General features: G+C 71.3%; 17 protein-coding genes and 1 tRNA gene. 8 read left to right on the top strand and 10 right to left on the bottom strand.

Translation table 11 applies throughout. The features are described 5' to 3' along the window. Positions 1–54: 54 nt before the first annotated feature. From ACLQ2O_RS28740 to ACLQ2O_RS28760, 5 genes are all read right to left on the bottom strand, one after another. Positions 55–1,290, bottom strand: a complete 1,236-nt coding sequence (locus tag ACLQ2O_RS28740; RefSeq protein WP_425837167.1) for a beta-ketoacyl-[acyl-carrier-protein] synthase family protein — start codon at positions 1,288–1,290, stop codon at positions 55–57. A 123-nt stretch (positions 1,291–1,413) separates the two neighbouring features. Continuing rightward, entirely contained in the window at positions 1,414–1,662 is a 249-nt protein-coding gene (locus ACLQ2O_RS28745; protein WP_077017127.1) for an acyl carrier protein, read from the bottom strand. Between the two features lie 75 nt (positions 1,663–1,737). Continuing rightward, on the bottom strand, positions 1,738–2,736 hold the full coding sequence (locus ACLQ2O_RS28750) for a beta-ketoacyl-ACP synthase III (RefSeq protein WP_425837171.1): 999 nt from the start codon (positions 2,734–2,736) through the stop codon (positions 1,738–1,740). A gap of 1 nt (position 2,737) precedes the next feature. Beyond that, positions 2,738–3,928, bottom strand: coding sequence for an acyltransferase domain-containing protein (locus tag ACLQ2O_RS28755; RefSeq protein ID WP_425837174.1), 1,191 nt, complete (start codon positions 3,926–3,928; stop codon positions 2,738–2,740). Positions 3,929–4,006: 78 nt separating this feature from the next. Beyond that, entirely contained in the window at positions 4,007–5,206 is a 1,200-nt protein-coding gene (locus ACLQ2O_RS28760) for a PucR family transcriptional regulator (protein WP_425837177.1), read from the bottom strand. A 59-nt stretch (positions 5,207–5,265) separates the two neighbouring features. On the opposite strand from ACLQ2O_RS28760, the gene ACLQ2O_RS28765 reads away from it, so the two are divergent. Further along, positions 5,266–5,610, top strand: a complete 345-nt coding sequence (locus tag ACLQ2O_RS28765; RefSeq protein WP_425837180.1) for a hypothetical protein — start codon at positions 5,266–5,268, stop codon at positions 5,608–5,610. 1,806 nt (positions 5,611–7,416) lie between these two features. Further along, positions 7,417–8,460, top strand: a complete 1,044-nt coding sequence (locus ACLQ2O_RS28770; RefSeq protein ID WP_425837183.1) for a PHP domain-containing protein — start codon at positions 7,417–7,419, stop codon at positions 8,458–8,460. A gap of 310 nt (positions 8,461–8,770) precedes the next feature. Here ACLQ2O_RS28770 and ACLQ2O_RS28775 read toward each other — a convergent pair whose 3' ends face one another. Then, the gene (locus tag ACLQ2O_RS28775) at positions 8,771–10,048 is read right to left on the bottom strand and encodes an ADP-ribosylglycohydrolase family protein (RefSeq protein ID WP_425837186.1); all 1,278 of its coding nucleotides are present in this window, start codon (positions 10,046–10,048) and stop codon (positions 8,771–8,773) included. Positions 10,049–10,119: 71 nt separating this feature from the next. Here ACLQ2O_RS28775 and ACLQ2O_RS28780 point away from each other — a divergent pair, with 71 nt between their 5' ends. Then, the gene (locus tag ACLQ2O_RS28780) at positions 10,120–11,130 is read left to right on the top strand and encodes a pirin family protein (protein WP_425837189.1); all 1,011 of its coding nucleotides are present in this window, start codon (positions 10,120–10,122) and stop codon (positions 11,128–11,130) included. Between the two features lie 113 nt (positions 11,131–11,243). Here the strand turns inward: ACLQ2O_RS28780 and ACLQ2O_RS28785 are convergent, their stop codons facing one another. From ACLQ2O_RS28785 to aceE, 4 genes are all read right to left on the bottom strand, one after another. After that, positions 11,244–11,774 carry a hypothetical protein gene (locus tag ACLQ2O_RS28785; RefSeq protein WP_425837192.1) on the bottom strand — a complete coding sequence of 177 codons (531 nt, stop codon included), beginning with the start codon at positions 11,772–11,774 and terminating at the stop codon, positions 11,244–11,246. A 75-nt stretch (positions 11,775–11,849) separates the two neighbouring features. Further along, positions 11,850–13,307 carry a peptide MFS transporter gene (locus ACLQ2O_RS28790; RefSeq protein WP_425837195.1) on the bottom strand — a complete coding sequence of 486 codons (1,458 nt, stop codon included), beginning with the start codon at positions 13,305–13,307 and terminating at the stop codon, positions 11,850–11,852. Positions 13,308–13,385: 78 nt separating this feature from the next. After that, on the bottom strand, positions 13,386–13,907 hold the full coding sequence (locus tag ACLQ2O_RS28795) for a GNAT family N-acetyltransferase (RefSeq protein ID WP_425837198.1): 522 nt from the start codon (positions 13,905–13,907) through the stop codon (positions 13,386–13,388). 101 nt (positions 13,908–14,008) lie between these two features. Continuing rightward, complete coding sequence (gene aceE, locus ACLQ2O_RS28800) at positions 14,009–16,735, bottom strand: pyruvate dehydrogenase (acetyl-transferring), homodimeric type (RefSeq protein ID WP_425837825.1); 2,727 nt, start codon at positions 16,733–16,735, stop codon at positions 14,009–14,011. A 316-nt stretch (positions 16,736–17,051) separates the two neighbouring features. Here aceE and ACLQ2O_RS28805 point away from each other — a divergent pair, with 316 nt between their 5' ends. The 5 genes from ACLQ2O_RS28805 to ACLQ2O_RS28825 form a co-directional block, all read left to right on the top strand. Next, the gene (locus tag ACLQ2O_RS28805) at positions 17,052–17,498 is read left to right on the top strand and encodes a DUF3052 domain-containing protein (protein ID WP_425837200.1); all 447 of its coding nucleotides are present in this window, start codon (positions 17,052–17,054) and stop codon (positions 17,496–17,498) included. Beyond that, positions 17,495–17,974 (top strand): peroxiredoxin, encoded by a 480-nt coding sequence (locus ACLQ2O_RS28810; protein WP_425837203.1) that lies wholly within the window; start codon positions 17,495–17,497, stop codon positions 17,972–17,974. The genes ACLQ2O_RS28805 and ACLQ2O_RS28810 overlap by 4 nt, the downstream gene beginning before the upstream one ends. Before the next feature lie 14 nt (positions 17,975–17,988). Beyond that, a tRNA-Val gene (locus tag ACLQ2O_RS28815) sits at positions 17,989–18,060 on the top strand. A gap of 280 nt (positions 18,061–18,340) precedes the next feature. Then, positions 18,341–18,529, top strand: coding sequence for a hypothetical protein (locus tag ACLQ2O_RS28820; protein WP_425837206.1), 189 nt, complete (start codon positions 18,341–18,343; stop codon positions 18,527–18,529). After that, positions 18,523–22,665, top strand: a 4,143-nt coding sequence (locus ACLQ2O_RS28825; RefSeq protein WP_425837209.1) for an AMP-binding protein, incomplete at its 3' end; no start/stop codon positions are given. The genes ACLQ2O_RS28820 and ACLQ2O_RS28825, both read left to right, overlap by 7 nt.

The following is a 22,665-nucleotide window of genomic DNA, read 5'->3' on the forward strand; positions in this document are numbered from 1 at the left end:
CCGGGAGATCAAGCCCCATGACCCGCCGTGCCGGAGGCGCGGCAAAAAGCACAGTCAGACCGACTTGAACGCCAAGGCGACGTTGTGCCCGCCGAAGCCGAACGAGTTGTTCAGCGCCGCGATGTCACCGTCGGGCAGCTTGCGCTGCTCGGTGGCGATGTCGAGGTCGACGCCGTCGTCCACCTTGTCCACGTTGATCGTCGGCGGGACGACGCGGTGGTGCAGGGCGAGCACCGTGGCGATCGACTCGACCGCTCCGGCCGCACCCAGCAGGTGACCGACCATCGACTTCGGCGCGGTGGCGATCGCGTGGTCGGCGGCGCTGCCCAGGGCCTTGCGGATCGCGATCGCCTCGGCGACGTCACCAGTCGGCGTGGAGGTGGCGTGTGCGTTGATGTGCACGATGTCGCCGGCGGCCAGGTCGCCCTCGCGCAGCGCCTGCAGCATCGCGCGCTCGGCACCGGAACCGGTCGGGTCGGGCTGCACGATGTCGTGGCCGTCGGCGGTGATGCCGGCGCCCGCGAACTCGGCGTAGATCTTCGCGCCACGGGCGACCGCGTGCTCGTAGGTCTCCAGGACCAGGACGCCCGCGCCCTCACCGAGCAGGAAGCCGTCGCGGTCGACGTCCCACGGACGCGACGCGCGCTCCGGGTCGTCGTTGCGCTTGCTGAGCGCCATCATCTGGCCGAACGCGGCCAGCGGCAGCCCGGCGATCGACCCCTCGGCGCCACCGGCGACGACGATGTCGGCACGGCCGAGCCGGATCTGGTCGGCGGCCAGCGAGATCGCCTCGTTGCTGGAGGCGCACGCCGAGACCGGGGTCTGGACACCGGCCAGCGCGCCGAGCTCGAGGCCGACGTTCGCGGCCGCGGAGTTCGGCATCAGCATCGGGATCGCCAGCGGCGAGACCCGGCGCGGGCCGTTGCGCAGCGCGTCGTAGTTGGTCAGCGTGGTGAGCAGGCCGCCGATGCCGGTGGCGATCGCGACGCCCAGGCGGGTCTTGTCCAGCTCGACGTCGGCCAGGCCGGAGTCGGCCCAGGCCTCGCGGGCGGCGACCACGGCGAACTGCGCGTTGCGGTCCAGGCGGCGGGCCTTGACCCGCTCGATGATCTCGGTCGGCTCGACCGCGGCGGGCGCCGCGATCTTCACCGGCAGTTCCTCGACCCAGTCGGCGGTCAGCAGCTTGGCGCCGGACCGGCCGGCCAGCAGGCCTTCCCAGGTACTGGCGACGTCGCCCCCGACCGGGGTCGTCGCTCCGAGCCCGGTGATCACGACTCGGGTCTTCGACATGGTTACCTCATCCTTCGGCGAGAGAACTGGTGCGATGGGGGTACTGCTGGTACGGCGTACCGGCGGCGTGCTCACCGGGCCCTCAGGCCCGGTGAGCAACCGCTGCCAGCACGATCGGCTCGGTCAGCCGTTCTGGGCGCGCTCGATGAACGCGACCGCGTCGCCGACGGTCTTCAGGTTCTTGACCTCGTCGTCGGGGATCTTCACGCTGAACTTCTCCTCGGCGGCCACCACGACCTCCACCATGGAGAGCGAGTCGACGTCGAGGTCGTCGGTGAAGGACTTGTCCAGCTGGACGTCCTCGACCGGGATCCCCGCGATCTCGTTGACGATCTCGGCGAGGTTGCTGCGGATCTCTTCGGTGCTGGCCATCTGTGTGGTTTCCCTTTCGGAGTTCTACTGCTCTGGTACGCCGGGGCAGGGCCCCGGACATCTGAGGGGTTGGTACTACGGGATGCGGATGACCTGACCGGCGTACACCAGTCCGGCCCCGAACCCGATCACGAGCGCGAGGTCGCCGCTCTTGGCCTCGCCACTCTCCCGCATCGCACTGATCGCGAGCGGGATCGACGCGGCCGACGTGTTGCCCTGCCGCTCGATGTCGCGGGCGACCTTGACGTGGTCGGGCAGCTTGAGGGTGCGGTGCATCGCGTCGGTGATCCGCATGTTCGCCTGGTGCGGCACGAACAGGTCGAGGTCGTCGGCGGTCACGCCGGCCACGTCGAGCGCCTGCTGCGCGGCCTTGGCCATCTCGAACGCCGCCCAGCGGAAGACCGGGTTGCCGTCCATCTTCAGGTTCGGCCAGTTGTAGCTGCCGGCCGCCTCCTGCCAGGACTCCTTCTGGCTGATCAGCTCGTGCTGCGTGCCGTCGGAGCCCCAGACCACCGGGCCGATGCCCGGCTCGTCGGACGGGCCGACCACGGCCGCGCCGGCGCCGTCGGCGAAGATGAACGCCGTACTGCGGTCGGTCCGGTCGGTGATGTCGCTGAGCCGCTCGACGCCGATCGCGAGCACGTACTTCGCGCTGCCGCCGCGGACCAGGTCGCTGGCCATCGCGACGCCGTAGCAGAAGCCGGCGCAGGCGGCCGAGATGTCGAACGCGGCCGCCGTCGGCGCACCGACCCCGACCGCGATCTGGGTCGCGATCGCGGGCGTCTGGTACAGGTGGGTGACGGTGGCAACGACCACGCAGCCGATCTGGGCCGGGTCGATGCCGGAGTCGCGCAGCGCCTCCTTGGCGGCCTCGACCGACATCATCAGCACGGTCTCGTCGGGCTCGGCCCAGCGCCGCTCGCGGATCCCGGACCGGGTCCGGATCCACTCGTCGCTGGAGTCGATCTGCTCGAGGATCACCGAGTTCGGCACGACCGTCCGCGGACGGTAGGCGCCCATGCCCAGGACGGCGGTGTGCTCGGCACCCTGGACGGTCGCGATCGAACCGGTCATGTCAGTTTCCTCCGCTCGGGTGCAGCCGCACGAGCGGCTGCCCGGGGGCGACGGGGTCGCCCTCCTCGACCAGCCACTCCACGACGATGCCGCCGTGCGGCGCGCGCACCTCGAGCTCGTCGCGCAGGCTCTTCACCGTCGCCACGACCTCGCCGGCCTCGACCGCGTCACCGGTCTCGCGCTTGACCTGCGCCTCGCGGGTGAAGGTGCCCTTCATCGGCGCGACCAGCAGCCGCCAGGTCGGCGACGCGTCGATCTCCGACGGGCTGCCGTGCTTGTCGACGAACGCGCGGGCGTCGTCGAGCTGGTCCGGCGTCTTCAGCGCGAAGGTCTCGACACCCTTCAGCGCCCGCCGGGCGATCCCGGTCAGTGTGCCGGCGGGGGTCATCTCCAAGATGCCGGTGACCTGCAGGTCGGCCATCGTCTGCATGCACAGGTCCCAGCGGACCGGCGCGTTGACCTGCTGGACCAGCCGCTGCAGCACGTCGCGGCCGTCGTGCACGACCTGGCCGTCGCGGTTCGAGATCAGCCGCGCGCGGGGGTCGTGGGTGGTGATCGACTTGGCGTAGCCGGCCAGCGTCTCGACGGCCGGCTCCATGTGCTTGGTGTGGAAGGCCCCGGCCACCGAGAGCGGGATCAGCCGGGCCTTGGCCGGCGGGTCGGCGGCCAGCGCGGCCAGCTCGTCGACGGTGCCGGCGGCAACGATCTGGCCCGGGCCGTTGTCGTTGGCCGCGGTCAGCCCGTACTGGTCGAGCTTGGCCAGGACCTCGTCCCGGTCACCACCCAGTACGGCGGTCATCGAGGTCGGGGTCAGCGCGGACGCCGCCGCCATCGCCTTGCCGCGCTCGCGGACCAGGACCATCGCCTGCTCGGCGCTGATCACGCCGGCGCCGACCGCCGCGGCGATCTCGCCGACGCTGTGACCGGCCAGCGCGCCCATCTTCTGGAACGCGTCACCGGGGTGCGGGAAGACGGCCAGCGCGGCCAGCATGCTGGAGGCGACCAGCAGCGGCTGTGCGATCGCGGTGTCGCGGATGGTGTCCGCGTCGGCCTTGGTGCCGTAGTGGGCGAGGTCGAGACCGGCGACCGCGGACAGCCAGTGCAGCCGGTTCTCGAAGACTGGGTCCTCCAGCCACGGCTCGAGGAAACCTGGGGCTTGGGCACCCTGACCGGGCGCGACGATGACGAGCACGTGACAACTCTCCCTGAGCCGGGCTGTTCGTGGGTGACAAAGCAGCACGAATTCTACTGCCCCGACTTTGTAGGGATCCTACAAAACGTGCGATCCGGGTTCCGGGTTGAGCAGGCGGCCCAGTGTCAGTGCGACACGCAACGTGAAAGCGTCTCGGGGGTTGCCCGGGGAGTAGCCGGTGATTTCGCCCACACGCTTCAGCCGGTACCGGACGGTATTGGCGTGGATGAACATCGCCCGGGCCGTCGCCTCGATCGAACCACCGGAGTCCAAGTAGGCGCTGACGGTGTCCAGGAGGACTCCGTCGCCCATCGTGAGCGGGCCGTAGACGTCGGTCGCCAGTTGCCGGCGGGCGTGACCGTCGCCGGACAGGGACCGCTCGGGCAGCAGCTCGTCGGCGTGGACCGGTCGCGGAGCCCCCGGCCAGGCCGGTGCCGCGCGGAGCCCGGCGACCGCCGCGCGGGCCGAGGTGACAGCCGACATCAAGTCCTTGACGACCGGGCCGACGACGATCGGACCGGGTCCAAACCACGAGGCCAGCTTTTGTACGATCTCCACAGGTTTACTCGTACCACCGAGTACTACGACCAGCCGGTCGCCCTGCATCGCGCACAACGCGTCGGCCCCGGCCTCCCGGGCCGCCGCCCGGACAGAGTCCGCGACGTTCGCCGTACCCGACTCTCCTTCGAGCGCCCTTCCCACCACGACGGCCACCTCTGAGGACCCACTCGCGCCGGTCCAGCCCAGCGCCGACGCCCGGGACCGCACCGACTCGTCGGCCTCGCCGCGGATCACCGAGTCGACGACCAGCGCTTCGAGCCGCGCGTCCCACGCCCCTCGCATCTCCGCCGCCTGCGCGTAGACGGTCGCCGCCGCGAACGCGACCTCCCGCGCGTACCGCTGCATCGCCTCCCGCACCGCCGGTACGTCGTCCTCCGGCAGCAGGTCACCGATCGTGTTCTCGATCATCTCGATCGTTGTCCGCAGCAACTCAACGGTCTGGTGCAGGCTGATCACCCGCGTGAACTCCCGCGGCGCCGACCCGAACATCCGCGTCGGCATCGACGAGTTCGCCTCCGGGTCCCGGAACCAGTCCACGAACGCAGTGATCCCCGACTGCGCCACCAGCCCGATCCACGACCGATCCTGCGCCGAGAGCGTCCGAAACCACGGCAGCTCCTCATCCATCGCCGCCATAGCCGCCGTGGCGAGCGCGCCGGTAGCCCCCTGCAGCCGCTCAGCACGCGCCGCGTGCCCCTTGCCTCTCACCTTCGCCACGCCCCGACCATAGCCGTCGCCCCGCGCCGGGCCCTACGCCGTACGCACGCGCTCCGGCGGTGCCGCCCGACGCGCCAGCTGACCCGCCCGAGCCGCCGACGCACCAGCTGAAGCCGCCCGAGCTGGCGGCCCACCAGCTGAAGCCGCCCGAGCTGGCGGCCCACCAGCTGAAGCCGCCCGAGCTGGCGACCCACCAGCTGAAGCCGCCCGAGCTGGCGACCCACCAGCTGAAGCCGCCAACGCACCAGCCGAAGCAGAGCGCGCCGCCCGACGTACGCCCACTCATCACCGACGTACCAGTTGACGCCGGCAGTTCCGCCGCGTCTGGCCCGGCTGCCCGCCGCGCACCGTGTTGCCTGCTCGCCCCCGCGGCCCGCACGTCGCGTGGCCCGTCCACGCCCTGACTTACGCCGCCCGCGCCGCCTGACTTACGCCGCCGCACGCCGAGCCGCTCGACGCACCAGCCAGCTGACGCGCCGGCCTCTCGGCTGCGTCCCGCCCACCTGCCCGCCGCGCGCCGTGCTACCTGCTAGCCCCCGCGCTGAGGCAAGCACGCCGCCCGCAGCGTTGCCCGCGCCGTCCGCCTGCAGCGTTGCCCCGCGCCGGTCCAGCTGATGCTGTCCCTGCCTCCGGGCCTGGCCCGGCTGCTCCCCGCGCGCACCGTTGTTACCTGCTCGCGCCGCGACGCGCGCGTCCACGTCGGCGGCCCCGCACCGCCCGCGGAGCCCCGCGCCGCCTACCGCCGCGGCCTGTGCCCACCGCCTGTCCGACCGCTCGCGTTGCTCCGCACCGGTCAGCTGATGCCGGCCCTGCCGACGCGTCCGGCCCGCTGCTCGCCGGTGGCTACCTACTCGCCCGCGGCACGCACGCCCGTGCCTCACGGCCGGCGGCCGTGAGGCCGGGAAGCGTTGCCCCGCACCGGTCCAGCTGATGCCGACCCTGCCGCCGCGTCTGTGCCGGCTGCTCGCCGCACGCACCGGTGGCTACCTGCTCGCCGCCGGCGCCGCGGCGCGCCCGCCGCGCCGCCGCCCGCGGAGCGTTGCCCCCGCACCGGTCAGCTGATGCCGACCCTGCCGCAGCATCTGGCCCGGCTGCAGGCCGCACGCACCGGTGCTACCTGCTCGCGCCGCGGCACGCATGCCCACGTCGGCGGCCCGCGCCGCCCGTACTACCCGCGCGTTGCCCCGCGCCGCCCATCACCGCGGCTTCTACCCACCGCCTGTCCGACCGCTCTCTCGTTGCCCCGCGCCGCCCAACTGTTGCCAGCCCTGCCGCCGCGTCGGGGCCAGCTGCTCCCCGCGCGCACCGGTGCGACCTGCTCGCCCCCGCGCCGCGGCACGCACGTCCGCGCCACCGGCCCGCAATGTTGCCCGTGCCGGTCCAGCTGATGCCGGCCCTGCCCGCCACGTCTGGCCCGGCACTCGCCGCCCGCACCGGTGGCTACCCGCTCGCGCCGCGGCCCGCACGCCCGCGCCGCACGGCCGGCGGCCGCCCGGAAGCGTTGCCCCGCACCGGTCCAGCTGATGCCGACCCTGCCGCAGCATCTGGCCCGGCTGCTCGCCGCGCGCACCGGTGCTACCTGCTCGCGCCGCGGCACGCCCGCGCCGCACGCCTGGCTGGCTGGCTGGCTGGGAAGTGTTGCCCCGCACCGGTCAGCTGATGCCGACCCCGCCGCAGCATCTGGCCCGGCTGCTCGCCGCGCGCACCGGTGCTACCTGCTCGCTCCCAGCGCCGTGGCGCGCCCGCCGGCGGCCCGCCCGGCCGGGAGCGTCGTCCGGCGCCGGTCCAGCTGATGCCGGCCCTGCCGTCGCGTCTGGCCCGGCTGCTCGCTGCGCGCACCGGTGCTATCTGCTCGCCCCCGCACCGCGGCACGCACGCCTGCGCGGCACGCCCGCCCGCCCGCACGCCCGCCGCCCGCACGCCCGCACGCCCGCGCGGCCCGCGGAGCGTTGCTCCGCGCCGCCGTCCACGCCGCGGCTCCGGCCCGCCGCCTGTCCGGCCGCTCGCGTTGCCTCGCGCCGCCGGGGTCTCACTGGCGTTGCCCGCTCGGAGGTGCTCGTCGGGGGACGCGGCGGGTCGCCGTACAGGTCTCGCCTTGTGCACCGGTCAGTCGTCGGGGGTGGCGGATTGTGGCTGGGTGGTGCTCAAAGACGGGGGACGAGGACGGGTTCTGCCGGTGGATGGTCGGTGGTAGGCGCCATGATGGGGGGATGAGCGACAAGGCTGGGGTGGCGGCGGCGGTTGAGGCGTTGCGGGCTATTGGGTACTACCTCGAACGGGACCGCCAGCCGACGCATCGGGTGAAGGCGTACCGGCGGGCGGCGGACACGATCGAGGCCCTGCCGGCGACCGAGGTGCGGGCGCGGAAGCGGGCGGGGACGTTGACCGAGCTGCCGGGGATCGGGCCGAAGACCGAGGCGGTGATCCTGGAGGCGATGGACGGCGCCGTACCGGCGTACCTGACGAAGTTGGAGCAGGGTGCGGCCGCGCTGACCGAGGACGGTACGGCGATGCGCTCCGCGTTGAAGGCGGACCTGCACCTGCACTCGGACTGGTCGGACGGTGGCAGTCCGATCGAGGAGATGGCGCGGACGGCGGCGCGGCTCGGGCACTCCTACATCGCTCTCACCGACCACTCGCCGCGGCTCACGATCGCCAACGGGCTGTCTCGCGAACGACGGCTGCAGCAGCTCGAGGTCGTCGCCGAGCTGAACAAGAAGCTCGCCGACGAGCTGGACGGGTTCCAGATCCTGAACGGCATCGAGGTGGACATCCTCGACGACGGCTCGCTGGACTGCGACACCGAGATCCTGGCCCGCCTCGACATCGTCGTCGCCAGCGTGCACTCCAAGCTGCGGATGGCGTCCGAGCCGATGACCGAGCGCATGGTCAAGGCGATCGCCAATCCGCACGTCGACATCCTCGGCCACTGCACCGGACGCCTGGTCACCGGTGGCCGCGGCACCCGGCCGGAGTCCGACTTCGACGCCGAGGTCGTCTTCGAGGCCTGCCGCCAGTTCGGTACGGCGGTCGAGATCAACTCCCGCCCCGAACGCCTCGACCCACCTCGCCGCCTCCTCACCCTGGCCGTCGAGAGCGGCTGCTTCTTCTCCATCGACACCGACGCCCACGCCCCCGGCCAGCTCGACTGGCAGCCCTACGGCTGCGAACGCGCCGAGGAGTGCGGCGTCGACCAGGAGAACGTCATCAACACCTGGGAGCTGGACGCCCTGCTGGAGTGGACCAACAGCTGATCCACCTGGGCCGTTGGCTCGCCCCTCAGAGGTCTACTTCGCTGACCGCTGACCGCTGACCGCTGACCGCTGACCGCTGACCGCTGACCGCTGACTGCCGACCGGCCTGTCCGCCGACGCCGCCGACAGTCCGACGGGACCTTGAACACCATCGCGGGACCTCGGACAGGCTATTTCTTGTCCGAGGTCCCGGTTGCCTGTCCGAGGTCCCCGAAACTCGCCAACGCGGCGGTCTTCACCGCGCGCGGTGTGGCCACCTTGGAACCGACCAGTCGCAGGGGGCCGACCCGGGCGTTGTCCGTATCGCCGTCTACAGAGTGGCGGGATGGTGCAGAGCCAGCGTTCGCTCGGCCAGTTCGTCGATGGTGATGCGGTCGAAGCCTCGGACGGCTGAGCGGACTACGCCGTTGCCGGCGGTTGCGAGGGCCGACGGGATCGCGGCGACGCCGTGGAGGGCTCCGAAGACGCTGCCGACCGTGGCGCTGGTGGAGTCGGTGTCTCGGCCGGCTCCTACGGACAGGGCGAGGGTTCGGACGTAGTCGCCGGCGCCCCAGAGCAGGGCGGTGGCGATGATCGCGGCGTTGTTGAGGGTGTGGACCCAGTTGTAGTCGAGGGTTTCGTCGATCCAGTCGAGGGCTTCTTCGGCGGTGGCGCCCTGCTCGTGGAGGTCGAGGAGGCAGCGTTGGCTGTCGGCCAGGCGGGAGCGGGGTGGGACGACGGCGAGGGCTGAGCCGAGTGCTTCGGCTGGGGTGGTGACGACCAGAGCTTGGGCGACCAAAGCGGCGGCCCACTGGGCGCCGTACAGGCCGTTGGCGGTGTGGGACAGGCTCGCGTCGACCAGCGCCAGGCGGGCGGCTTCGGTGGGGTTGCCGGGGTTGGCGTAGCCGTAGGCGTCGACGCGGATGAGGGCGCCGATCCACTCGCGGTACGGGTTGCGGGTGGTGGCGGTGTCCGGCGGGTGCAGGCTGTGGACGAGGTTGCGGTACGCCGCGCGCTCGGCGGTGTACGTCTGCGTGAACGGCATCCGGTCGAGCCACTCACGGGCGACGTCCTCGGTGCGCAGCTCGGAGCCGTACGTCTCCAGCAGGTGCAGCCCGAGCATCGTCCAGTCGAGGTCGTCGTCACGCGGTACGGCGTCGAACCGGCCGGCCGACGCCTCGACTGCCGAGGGGTGCAGGGTGATGCCGGGCGGCGGCGTTGCGACGTACGGGACGAAGCCGCTCAAGGGCCAGTCGCCGGCTGCTTCCAGATAGGTCCGTACGTCGGCGCGGCCAAGGCCTTCGACGGGTTTGCCCATCGTGTTGCCGACACACCGCCCGAGCCAGGCGCCACGGATGCGGTCGGCCAGGTCGTCACCTGCAGGAGTCACGGAGAGTTCTGGTGATTCCGGTTCGGGCTCTTCGTACGGCCATTCGGCATCTCGGGGCAGCGCTGCGAGGGCGGTCTCGATGTCGGCCAGGTGGGTCAGGTCGCCGGCCGCCGCGGCGAGGCGGGCTCGGGCGTGCAGGTCGCCGACGGCGTACCCGGAGCTTGCCAGTTGCTCGGCCTCGTCCGGGATCAGGTCGCGAAGATCGAGTGCGTCGTGCAAGGCCGGCCTCCTGGTGTCGGACGTCGTCCCTACCCGACCACGCAACAGGTGCCGGAGTCCATACTCGTTGCATGAGCGACTTGGAGAAGGACCCGGCCGAGGTCGTCTGTGACGGGGCGGGGTCCGAGGGGCCGGTGCAGGAACTGCTGGAGCCGCGGCAGGTGGTGCTCGGCCGGACCACCAAGGTCCGCCGGTTGCTGCCGAACAAGAACCGCCGGATGGTCGGCGCCTGGTGCTTCGCCGATCACTACGGGCCCGACGACCTGACCCAGCGCGTCGACTCGTACGACGGACCGGGGGAGCAGGGCATGCTCGTCCCGCCGCACCCGCACACCAGTCTGCAGACGGTGAGCTGGCTGTTCGAGGGCGAGATCGAGCACCGCGACTCGGCCGGCTCGCACGCGATGGTCCGGCCGGGCGAGCTGAACATCATGACCTCGGGCCCGGGGATCGCGCACTCGGAGATCTCGTTGCCCTCGGCACCTCCGACGCTGCACGGCGCGCAGCTGTGGGTCGCGCTGCCCGAGTCGGCGCGCAACACGGTCACGCCGACCTTCGACGCGTACGCCGACCTGCCCGTGCTCGAGCTCGACGGTGCACGCGTGCAGGTGATGATCGGCACGGTCGGCGGGGTCACGTCGCCGGCCCCGGCGTACACGCCCCTGGTCGGGGCTGACGTCACGATCGAGCCTGGGCGGACCATCAGCCTCCCGCTGACGCCTGAGTTCGAGTACGCCGTACTGGTGGTCGACGGCGAAGTCGACGCCGGAGAGGTCGCGCCGGCGTTCGGCGAAATGGCGTACTTCGGCACCGGCCGGGACGCCATCGAGCTGACCGCGGCCGCCGACGGCGCCCGCTTCCTGCTGCTCGGCGGTGAACCGTTCGAGGAGGAACTGGTGATGTGGTGGAACTTCATCGGCCGCTCGCACGAGGAGATCGTTGCTGCCCGCAACGACTGGATGGCGTCGATCGAGGCGCGCGGCTCGGCCCGCTTCCCAGCCGTCCCCGGCTACGACGGCGACCCGCTCCCCGCCCCGCCACTCCCCGGCACTCGCCTCAAGCCGCGCCCACGCTCCCGCTGAGACCACGCTCCCCGCCCAGGATCCTTCCAGGCATCTCCCGGGCGGGGAGGAGCGCAGCGAGGGAAATCGACGGCCTCCCAGCGCGGGTGGCCGGGCCGGGAAGGTTCCGAGCCTCATGAGACCAGCACCCCCTCCCGCCGGGCGCCGCTCACCCGGCGCCGGTAGTACGCCCAGGTCAGCACCAGCAGCGCAGGCCCCCACAGGTTCAGCGGCGCGTAGCAGCTGATCATCAGCGCCGCCGCCGCGTCGCTGCTGAACGGCAGGAACTGCCCGCTGAACACGTCGCGGAACCCGTACGTCCAGATCGCGATCAGCGCCAGGCTCCCCAGCGTCGCCGGCACGATCGCCGCGTACGGCGCGACCCGGCGCCCGCCGATCAACGGGATCCACGACGGCACCACCTCACCCCACCGCCGCACCATCCCGAACGCGGTCAACGCGACCGCTTCGGAGAACATCGTCAGGCACACGATGTACACGTGTTCCCCGGTCCCGTGCAGCATCGCGGGCTGCCCGGCGTCGTCCAGCATCCCCATCGAGGAGCCGGCGACTAGCCCCAGCCGCCACAGCCCCGACGGCAGCACCAGGAACGGAATCGCGTGCGCCAGCCACTCGGCCCAGCGCGGCACAGGTCTCTCGGTCATGCCCTCAAGCTTGCAAGCCGAAAGTCCCGAAAACCTCACCCACACGGGGGAAACGGCTCCCTCTGGAGAGTGAAATCAGGGACGCGGTGCGGCGTGCCGCCGGATCCAGGGCGCCAGGAAGTAGAGCGCCAAGGCGAAGACGATCGTCACCACGGCCAGCCCACCGAAGTACGCCGTGTCCGACGCGCCCTCCGTCGCCTGCACGAGCTGAGCCGTGATCGCCTGTCCCGCCGCCGGAGCCAGGAACCACAACGCCATCATCTGACTCAGGAACGCCTTCGGCGCGAGGACCGTGGTCGCGGCCAGGCCGACGGGGGAGAGGAACAGTTCGCCGAGGGTCTGGATCACGTAGACCAGGACGAGCCACAGCGGTGAGGCGAGGCCCTCGCCGGTGACGGCCGACGCGACGGCCATCACGGCGAACGAGATCCCGGCCAGCAACAGCCCGGTCGCGAACTTCTGCCCGATCCCCGGCCCGCGGTCGCCGAGCTTGATCCAGACCACCGCGAACACCGGTGCCAGCACGATGATCGAGAAGGGGTTGACCGACTGGAAGAACTCCGGCGAGAGCGAGATCCCGATCAGCTCCAGCGACGTCCGGTCCGCGGCGAACGTGGTCAGCGTCGTCGCCGCCTGCTCGAACAGCATGAAGAACAGCATCGCCGCGACGAACAGCGGGATGTAGGCCCTGACCTGCTGCTTCTCGGTCGGCGTCACCAGCGGGCTGCGCAGCAGCATCGTGAAGTACGCGATCGGGGCCAGGAAGCACAGGTACGAGATCGCGTCGACGACCGGCTTCGGCCCGATCCCGCCGGAGATCCAGGCCGAGATCCCGAACACGACCACCAGCAGCGCGACCACGGCGCCGCTGATCTTCAGCATCGTCGGCCGGTCCTCGGCGGTCAGCGGGTTCGGCGGAGCGTCGCCGCGGCCGTGCAGCGTCCGGCGCCCGAGCACGTAGGCGACCAGCGCGAGCGTCATCCCGACCGCGGCCGCCGCGAACGCGACGTGGAAGCCGAACTCGCGGCGCAGGAACCCGACCACGAACGGCGCGCTGAACGAGCCGATGTTGATGCCCATGTAGAAGATCGAGAACGCCGAGTCGCGACGCTTGTCGCCGGCGTCGTACAGGGTGCCGACCATCGTCGAGACGTTCGGCTTCAGCAGACCGGTGCCGAGGGCAACGAGCGCGATGCCGAGGTAGGCCAGGCCCTCGACCGGGATCGCGAGGCACAGGTGGCCGGCGACGATCACGGCACCGCCGTACAGGACCGTACGCCGGGCGCCGAAGACGCGGTCGGCGAACCAGCCGCCGAGCACGGACAGCAGGTAGACCGACGCGCCGTAGATCGAGACGACGGCCTCGCCGAGCGACTGCCCGAGGCCGAGCCCGTGCGCCTGGTCGGTCAGGTACAGCAGCAGGATGGCGCGCATCCCGTAGTAGCTGAACCGCTCCCACAACTCGGTGGTGAACAGCGTCATCAGGCCCCGAGGGTGCCCGAAGAACGCCTTCTCCTGTTGCGTTTCCGACACGCTCGACTACTCCCCGTAGATCGTCGACCAAACGAGTCGACCGTAACGGGTCGCCGCGGGCCCACGGTCACCGGGTTGTCAGAGCGCGATCCAGTACCGCCGCGTCAGGCCGAGCCAGGTGTCGCGGACGTCTTCGAGCACGCCGCCGTTGCGCTCGATCGTCCGCGCCGATGCGGCGTTGCCGTCGTCGCAGGTGACCAGCACGCGGTCCATCCCGCGCTCTCGGGCCCGGTCGAGCACCGCGCCGAGCGCCCACGTCGCGAGCCCCCGCTGACGCGCCGACGGCCGTACGCCGTACCCGATGTGCCCGCCGCCGTCGAGCAGCTTGTCGTTGAGCCGGTACCGCAGGGTGATCGCGCCGGCGTACTTGCCGTCGTCAACGATCCACCAGTACGCCGCCGGCACGCGGCCCGGCGCGAGCTCGCGGGTCTCGTCGCCCTCCAGCCTCAGCCGCTCGACCCAGGCGCTGAATCCCTCGACGCTGCCCACGTCGTCGGACTCGTGCACACCGGAACCGTGCTGGCTCTCCGAACCCCACTCGAGCGACGACTCCAGCCAGGAGTTCCGCAGGGCGACGGTCGGCGCGATCAGCTCAGGCATGCGTCAAGGCTAGAGCGGGACCCACCGGATTCTCATCCCGATAAGGCGAAGGGCCGTCCACCTCCAAGGCGGACGGCCCTTCGATCAGGCAGCGGCGCGGATCAGGCGCCGGCGCCCTCCTGCTTCACGCCGGCGACCACGGTCGGGTCGTCGATGCGGTACTTGCGGGCGGCCTCGGCGGCCACCTCGCGCTTGACGTCACCGCGCTTGGCGAGGATCTCCAGCGTGGCGACCACGATCGACTCGGCGTCGACGTGGAAGTGCCGGCGCGCCGCCGCGCGGGTGTCGGCCAGGCCCCAGCCGTCGGTACCGAGCGAGGTGTAGTCGTTCGGGACCCAGCGGGAGATCTGGTCCTGCACCGCCCGCATGAAGTCGCTGACGGCAACGACCGGGCCCTTGGTGTCCTTCAGCTGCTCGGTGACGAACGGCACCCGCTCGTCCTCGTCCGGGTGGAGCAGGTTGTGCTCCTCCGCGGCGATGGCGTCGCGGCGCAACTCGTTCCACGAGGTGACCGACCAGACGTCGGCGGCCACGTTGTACTCCTCGGCGAGGATCTGCTGGGCCTTGCGGACCCACGGCAGCGCCACACCGGAGCCGAGCAGCTGGACCCGCGGCGCGTCGGCCTCGGCCTGACCCTCGTTGAAGCGGTACAGGCCCTTGAGCAGCGCCGCGACGTCGAGGTTCTCCGGCTCGGCCGGCTGCGGGACCGGCTCGTTGTAGACGGTGAGGTAGTAGAAGATGTCCTCGCCGAACGGCTTGTCCTTGTCCAGGCCGTAGCCGTACATCCGGCGCAGCCCGTCCTTGACGATGTGCGCGACTTCGTAGGCGAAACCGGGGTCGTAGTGCACGGCCGCCGGGTTCGTCGAGGCGAGCAGCGGGGAGTGCCCGTCGGCGTGCTGCAGCCCCTCGCCGGTGAGCGTCGTACGGCCTGCTGTCGCGCCGACCAGGAAGCCGCGGCCGAGCTGGTCGCCGAGCGCCCAGAGCGAGTCGCCGGTGCGCTGGAACCCGAACATCGAGTAGAAGATGTAGAACGGGATCATCGGCTCGCCGTGCGTCGCGTACGCCGTCGCCGCCGCGATCATCGACCCCATCGCGCCGGCCTCGCTGATGCCCTCGTGCAGCAGCTGGCCCTGGGCCGACTCCTTGTACGACAGCAGCAGCGCGCGGTCGACCGACTCGTAGGTCTGCCCGTGCGGCGAGTAGATCTTGGCCGTCGGGAACATCGAGTCCATGCCGAACGTGCGGTACTCGTCCGGGGCGATCGGGACGATCCGGTCGCCGATCTCCGGGTCCTTCATCAGGTCGCGGAACAGCCGCACCAGCGCCATCGTGGTGGCCACCGGGGTCTTCTCGTTGCCCTTGCTGAGCGGCGCGTAGACCTTGTCGCCCGGCAGCTTCAGCGACGTCTTCGGGGCCACCCGCCGCTCGGGCAGGAAGCCACCGAGCTGACGCCGGCGCTCCATCATGTACTGGTACTCCGGCGAGTCCGTGCCGGGGTGGAAGTACGGCGGGTTGTAGGCGTCCTCGAGGTCCTTGTCCTCGATCGGCAGGTAGAGCCGGTCGCGGAACAGCTTCAGGTCGTCCGAGGTCAGCTTCTTCATCTGGTGGGTCGCGTTGCGGCCCTCCAGCGCCTCGATCGTCCAGCCCTTGACGGTCTGGGCCAGGATGACCGTCGGCTGCCCGACGTGCTCCTTGGCGCTCTTGAACGCGGCGTACACCTTGCGGTAGTCGTGACCGCCGCGGGGCAGCTTGCGCAGGTCCTCGTCGGACAGGTTGCTGACCATCTGCCGCAGCCGCTGGTCGCCGCCGAAGAAGTTGTTCCGGATGTACTCACCGGACTCGACCGAGTAGGTCTGGAACTGGCCGTCGGGGGTGGTGTTCATCTTGTTGACCAGCGCGCCGTCGTGGTCCTGCGCCAGCAGCGCGTCCCACTCGCGGCCCCAGACCACCTTGATGACATTCCAGCCGGCACCGCGGAAGAACGCCTCCAGCTCCTGGATGACCTTGCCGTTGCCACGGACCGGTCCGTCCAGCTGCTGCAGGTTGCAGTTGATCACGAAGGTGAGGTTGTCGAGCTCCTCGCGGGCGGCCAGGCCGATCGCGCCGAGCGACTCCGGCTCACCCATCTCGCCGTCACCCAGGAACGTCCAGACGTGCTGGTCGCTGGTGTCCTTGATGCCGCGGTTGTGCAGGTACCGGTTGAACCGGGCTTGGTAGATCGAGTCCAGCGCGGCCAGACCCATGGAGACCGTCGGGTACTCCCAGAAGTCCGGCATCAACCGCGGGTGCGGGTACGACGACAGGCCCTGGTGCGGACCGCGGGAGACCTCCTGGCGGAACCCGTCCAGCTGGTCGGAGCTCAGGCGGCCCTCGAGGAACGCGCGGGCGTAGATGCCCGGGGAGGCGTGCCCCTGGATGAAGATCTGGTCGCCACCGCCCGGGGCGTCCTTGCCGCGGAAGAAGTGGTTGAAACCGACCTCGTACAGGCTCGCCGCGGACTGGTAGGTGGCGATGTGACCGCCGACCTCGAGGCCCTTGCGGTTGGCCTTGCTCACCATCACCGCGGCGTTCCACCGGATGAAGGCCCGGATCCGCCGTTCGATGTGCTCGTCACCGGGGAACCACGGCTCGCGCTCGGGCGGGATCGAGTTGATGTAGTCGGTGCTCCGCAGCGCGGGGACGCCGACCTGCCGCTCCCGGGCCCGCTCGATCAGCTTGAGCATCAGGTAGCGCGCTCGCGCCTTGCCGCGCTCGTCCAGCACGGCGTCGAGCGATTCGACCCACTCACGAGTTTCGTCGGGGTCGATGTCGGGGAGCTGGGTCGGCATCCCCTCGGTGATGATGGCTGGTGGTTCGTGTCCGGAAGCCACGGTGTCCTGCCGTTCTGTCTAGTCGATCCTGCCAAGCACTAGTCGGTACTCCTAGCAATCCTGTCACCTGTTCGGAATGCGTTCTACTTTGCGTCCCTTCCCGGGCAGGATCCGGCCCCGGAGCAGCGGTGGGAGCGGACACGCACCCTCCGCGGCACGCGGATACCGGACACGTCACGGAACCCTCGTGCATACTTGCGCGACGCGGTAGGCCACGATGGACTACTGCTACTGACGCCTACCCCCGCGCTGCGGGGACGACGGAGGAGGACACGTGAGCGCGACCGCGGACCACGCGGACGGCAAGAGCGGCGAGCCGAACATGGCGAGCCGGCTCGGCCTGGAGAGCGGCTGGGTCGTCCAGGAGCTCGGCTACGACGAGGACTGCGACGACGCCCTGCGCGACGCCATCCAGGAAACGACCGGCGAGGAATTCGTCGGCGAGGACACCGATGACGTCGTGGACGTCGTGCTGCTCTGGTTCCGGGACGGTGACGGCGACCTGGTCGACGCGCTGTTCGACGTCCTGACCGACCTGAAGGCCGGCGGCGTGGTGTGGCTGATGACGCCGAAGGTGGGCCGGGACGGCTACGTCGACGCCGCCGACGTCGCCGAGGCAGCACCGACCGCCGGACTGTCAACGACCAGCAGCCTGACCGTGACCGATGACTGGTCCGCCACCAAACTGGTGATGCCGAAGTCGCCGCGAGTCAAGAAGTGAGCCCCGCTGCCGCCCTCCTGGTCGGCAGCGAGGCACCGGACTTCACCGCCCGCACGCAGCACGGCGAGCCGTTCCGCCTCACGTCCCTCCGGGGCGGGCGGCCGGTGGTCGTGGTGTTCTACCCGTACGCCTTCAGCCGGGTCTGCACGAGCGAGCTGGAGGCGCTGCGGGACCGGCCCGACCTGCTTGCCGCGGCGGACTTCGTCGGGATCTCCTGCGACCCGATGTTCACCCTGCGCGCGTACGCCGAGTCCGCGCGGCTGGAGCTCGCCCTGCTGAGCGACTTCTGGCCGCACGGGGCGATCGCGTCGTCGTACGGGGTGTTCGACGCGACGCGTGGATGTGCCCTCCGCGGGACGTTCGTGATCGACGCCGCGGGGGTCGTGCGGTGGTCGGTCGTCAACGACGTACCGGACGCGCGGGACCCGGACGACTACGCCCGCGCGTTGGCCGAACTGGTCCCCGGACTCGGGTAAAGTACGTCGCTCCCGGGTGCTTAGCTCAGCGGTAGAGCGCTTCCCTTACAAGGAAGATGTCGGGGGTTCGATCCCCTCAGCACCCACCCTTTCCGTACGCCGTGGCAAGTTCCCGCCAGTTGGCCGTCGGGCCGTATCCGATCGCGCCGACGCTCGTTGTCTTCTCTGTCAGGGGCCACCGCAATTCTTAACTTTCGGCTGCTGAGAACGGACTCCTCCGGCCCACCCGCCGGCTGGTAGGGTTCACGGCTGTCGGTCGGCACGATGAGGCATCGCCGCCCGGCTGTTTACGGGGCTGTTCTGTCGGTGAGAGCGAGACGGGTATGCCCTGAGCCCGGCTCCGTCCAGTGGGGGAGGCGCGTGTCCGTGGGTCGCCGACTTGGCGCCGCTGAGGTCCACAGCCGTACCCAGCCCGCACCCTCACCCCGCCCGGTGAACCGGTCCTCCACGCACCTGCAGCCGTACGCCGGCCTGCGGCAGGCGTACGGCGTACTGGAAGGTTTCAGTCGGCCCGCTCCGGAGCAGGCTGACCTGGTGGTGGCTACGGCGTGGTGAGGAACGGCGCGGACCGACCGGCGATCAGCACCGGGCCGGCCCTGATGATCCCGGCCGGGTACCCCCGCGACCTGCCCAGCGCACTCCTGCGGGCCTCCCGCGACTTCGGCACCGCCGGCGTCGTCGAGATCGGCCCCGACGGCCGCGAGACGCGCCTCGACTTCCCGACGCTGCTCGAGCTCGCCGCCCGCATCCTGGCCGGTCTGCGCGCCAACGGCGTCCGCGCCGGCGACCCGGCCGTCGTGCACTGCACCGAACCCGTCGGCTTCTTCGCCGCGTTCTGGGCCTGCACCCTCGGCGGCATCCGCCCGCTGCTGATCTCCCCGTCACCGGCCGGCGACCGCTCCGAGGAGGGCCGCGAACGACTCCGCAAGGTCACCGACCTGCTCGGCTGGACCGTCCTGATCGGCCGCCCCAGCGACCTCCCCGACGACCTCGGCCTGCCCGTCCTCGACCCCGACGCCCTGGCCGGCCACGAACCGACGTCGGACTTCCACCGCCCCGCGGCCGACGACGTCGCCGTACTGATGATGTCGTCCGGCAGCAGCACCGGTACGCCGAAGCTCACGCAGCTCACCCACCGCGGACTCGTCGAGTTCGCCGCCGGTACGCCGGCCATGCTGCCGGTCCGCCCCGGCCAGGTCACGCTCAACTGGCTCCCGCTCGACCAGAGCGGCGCGTTCCTGCTCTACCACCTGCTGCCCGTCTTCACCGGCTGCACCAACATCCACGTCAGCACCAGCTGGATCCTCGCCAACCCGGTGCGCTGGCTCGACCTGATGGACCAGCACCGGGTCAACCACTCCTGGTCCCCCAACTTCGGGTACCGCCTCGTCACCACCGCGATCGCCGGCGAGCCCGACCGGCACTGGGACCTGTCCGCGCTGCGCAGCCTGGTCAGCGGCGGCGAGCAGATCACCGTGCCGGTGATGAGCGAGTTCCTCCGGCTCACCAACCGCTTCGGCGTCGTACCGGAGACCTTCGTCGCCGCCTGGGGCATGACCGAGACCGTCACCGGCATCACCTTCGCCCGCCCCGGCCTCACCCCGAACGTGCACCGCGTCCGCATCCCCCCGACCGGCGTCGTCGAGTGGGTCGACCAGCAGGCCCCGGCCGGCAAGGTCGCGGTCGCGCGCCCCGGCAAGCCGCGCGTCGACGCTCCCGGCGTACTGAGCCTGCTGTCGGTCGGAGCACCAGCCCCCGGTACGACGGTCCGCATCGTCGGCCCGAACGGCGCCGTCCTGCCCGAGGGCCGGATCGGTCAGCTCCAGGTCGCCTCCGCGCGCGTCACCCCCGGGTACCTGGGCAACCCCGACGCCGACCGCGCCGCGTTCCCCGTCGGCAACTGGCCGGCCCGCAAGTGGCTCACGACCGGCGACCAGGCGTTCATCGCCGGCGGCCAGGTCGTCATCACCGGCCGCGACAGCGAACGCATCGTCCTGAACGGCGAGAACCACTACGCCCACGAGATCGAAGCCGTCGCCGCCGGCGTCCCCGGCGCCCCCGAAGGCCTGATCGCCGCCTGCGGCGTCGCCGACAACACCACCGGCACCGACCGCCTGATGGTCTTCTACGCCGACCTCCCCGGCGCTCGCGCCGACCTCGCCGAGGCCATCCGCTCGGCCCTGCTGGACCGGCTGACGCTGCCCGCGCAGCTGGTCGCCGTCCCTCGGCACCAGTTCCCGACGACGCCGGGCGGGAAGATCCTCCGCCCGCTGCTCAAACAACGCTGGATCGAAAACAGCTTCGACCAGTCGAGACCGCTGCGGCCTGCTGGTGGTGCTGCTCCTGGTGGCGGTCCTGCTGGTGCTGGTGCTGGTGCGCTCGATCCTGCTGGTGCCCCTGGTGCTGCTGGTGCCCCTGGTGTGCTCGGTGCTCCCGGTGTGCCCAGTGCCTCTGCCGTACCAGGTGTCGCCGGCGTTTCCGGTGTCTCCGGTGCCCTAGGTACGCCGCCGCCGGTAGACCCCCTGGACCGCGCCGCCGAGCCCCCCACGTTCGAGGAAGACCCCGCCGAGCGCACCATGGAGCTCCCGGTAGTCCGCCTCGCCTGGCGCCGCGAGATCAAGGACTCCATCCCCAAGCCCCCCGAACGCCCCACCCTCGGCGCCAACCGCCACGAGGACCCGGCGCACGACGAAACCCCTCCCGCCGCTCCCGAGCCCGACGAGGACTCAGCCTCCGCCAACGGACCTCTCGAGACCGGCTCCTCCGCTCCCGAGCCCCACGAGGACCCGGCGTACGAGGAGGCCTCTGTCGAGGCCCGCTCCGCCGCTCCCGACCCGCACGAAGAGTCTGCCTACGACGAAGCACCTGCCGAGGCCAGCCCCGACGCCCGGGCACAGAACGAGGCTCCTCTCGAGACTAGCTCCGCCGACCTCAAGGCCCCGACGCCCGACGGGCAGGCGCCCTCCGGTGAACTCCCGCCGACCACCACCCCCGAACCCACCACTGACGCGCCCCCAGCCGCCTCAACGGACGCCCCCGGAACCTCGCCCGATCCAATCCCTGCAGAAGCATCCGCCGACGCCGATCCGATCGAAGCAGACAGTTCCCCGTCCGAACCGGCCTCCGCTGAAGCCGGCTCCTCTGGCGTGCTGAACGGCGCCCCATCCGAGCCTGACCCCACGGAGGCCGACTCGCCTGCCGTGCTGGACGCGGACGGTGCCCCGTCCGATTCGGTCCCCACGGAGGCCGGCTCGTCCGCGATGGTGGACGCGGACAGTGCCCCGTCCGATTCGGTCCCCGAGGAAGCCTCCGGCGCTGCCGGTTCGCACGCCGCGGCAGACGCAGACGAATCCTCGCCCGATTCGGTCTCCGCGGACGCTTCCGCCGAGTCCCGCCTGTCCGGCGCGGTGAACGCAGACGGTTCCCCGTCCGAGTCGACTCCATCCGACGCAGACGCCCTCCAGCCCGAGACACCCTCGGCCGATCCACTCGCGCCTGCGCTCACCGACGAGCCCCTCGCCGAGGCAGCGCAGACCAGCGCCCTCCGACCCGAGCCGGCCTCAACGGACTCCATCGCCGACGCCCGCCCTCCCGTTTCGGCAGGCGCAGCCACCTCCCAGCCCGACCCGTCCTCGGCCAACGCACCCTCATCCGCAGCCGATGATGAGCCCCTCGACGAGCCGCAGCCGACCGACGCGCTCTCGCCCGAAACCGGCGACGAGCCCCTCGACGAATCGCAGCCGACCAACGCGCTCACCTCCGAAGCCGCTGACGAGGCCGTCGAAGGGAAGCAGCCGACCAGCGCGCTCCCGTCCGGGGACGGTGACGAGTCGCAGCCGACCGACGCGCCCTCGTCCGAAGAGGGTGACGAGTCCGTCGCCGAGGTACAGCCGACCAACGCGCCCTCGTCCGCGGACGGCAACAAGTCCCCCGCCGGGACAGACTCGGCCGAACTAGCCGACGATGCTCATCCGTCGGCATCAGAGGAGCCGGACAGCCTCCCGTCCGAGGCGTCCCCAGCCGATGCCGCCTCGACCGCCCCCGTCGACCAAGCCCTCGGTGAGGCGCAGCCGACCGACGCACTCCCATCCACGGCCGGCGACAATCCTTCGGCAGAGGCGGACGCGGCTGAGACATCCGCCGACGCCCGTACGTCGGCAGCCGCCGCCGACCGTGCGCTCGACGACGAAGCATCCACCAGCGTTCTCCCGCGAGTCCCGGCCTCCGCGAACGACCGAGCTGAAGCATCCGCTGATGTGGACGCGCCTGGCGCGAACGCCGACGCGCCCTCGGCCGAGGGCGACTCAGCTGGGGTGTCTGACGACGCTCGTACGTCGGCGTCGACAGGTCGGGCCGAGCTCCCGTCCGAGGACGAGAGCGAGTCTTCCGCCGAGGCGGACTCGGCTGAGCCGTCCGACGCGCGGCTGTCGCCAGCCTCCGCCGACCGTGCGCTCGACGACGAAGCATCCGCCAGCGTCCTCCCACGAGTCCCGGCCTCCGCGAACGACCGACCTGAAGGATCCGCGGCCGCGGACGCGCCCACCGCGGACGCCGACGCGCCGATCGCGGACGCCGACGCGCCCTCGGTCGAGGCCGCCTCGGCTGAGCCGTCCGACGACGCTCGTACGTCGGCGTCGACAGGTCGGGCCGAGCTCCCGTCCGAGGACGAGAGCGAGTCTTCCGCCGAGGCG

This window comes from Kribbella sp. DT2 (assembly GCF_049844575.1).
Lineage (GTDB): Bacteria > Actinomycetota > Actinomycetes > Propionibacteriales > Kribbellaceae > Kribbella.

Excerpts from the sequence above, each read along its gene's own strand:
- ACLQ2O_RS28740 (WP_425837167.1), bottom strand. The coding sequence starts at position 1,290 with ATGTCGAAGACCCGAGTCGTGATCACCGGGCTCGGAGCGACGACCCCG.
- ACLQ2O_RS28745 (WP_077017127.1), bottom strand. The coding sequence starts at position 1,662 with ATGGCCAGCACCGAAGAGATCCGCAGCAACCTCGCCGAGATCGTCAAC.
- ACLQ2O_RS28750 (WP_425837171.1), bottom strand. The coding sequence starts at position 2,736 with ATGACCGGTTCGATCGCGACCGTCCAGGGTGCCGAGCACACCGCCGTC.
- ACLQ2O_RS28770 (WP_425837183.1), top strand. The coding sequence starts at position 7,417 with ATGAGCGACAAGGCTGGGGTGGCGGCGGCGGTTGAGGCGTTGCGGGCT.
- ACLQ2O_RS28780 (WP_425837189.1), top strand. The coding sequence starts at position 10,120 with ATGAGCGACTTGGAGAAGGACCCGGCCGAGGTCGTCTGTGACGGGGCG.
- ACLQ2O_RS28785 (WP_425837192.1), bottom strand. The coding sequence starts at position 11,774 with ATGACCGAGAGACCTGTGCCGCGCTGGGCCGAGTGGCTGGCGCACGCG.
- ACLQ2O_RS28795 (WP_425837198.1), bottom strand. The coding sequence starts at position 13,907 with ATGCCTGAGCTGATCGCGCCGACCGTCGCCCTGCGGAACTCCTGGCTG.
- aceE (WP_425837825.1), bottom strand. The coding sequence starts at position 16,735 with ATGCCGACCCAGCTCCCCGACATCGACCCCGACGAAACTCGTGAGTGG.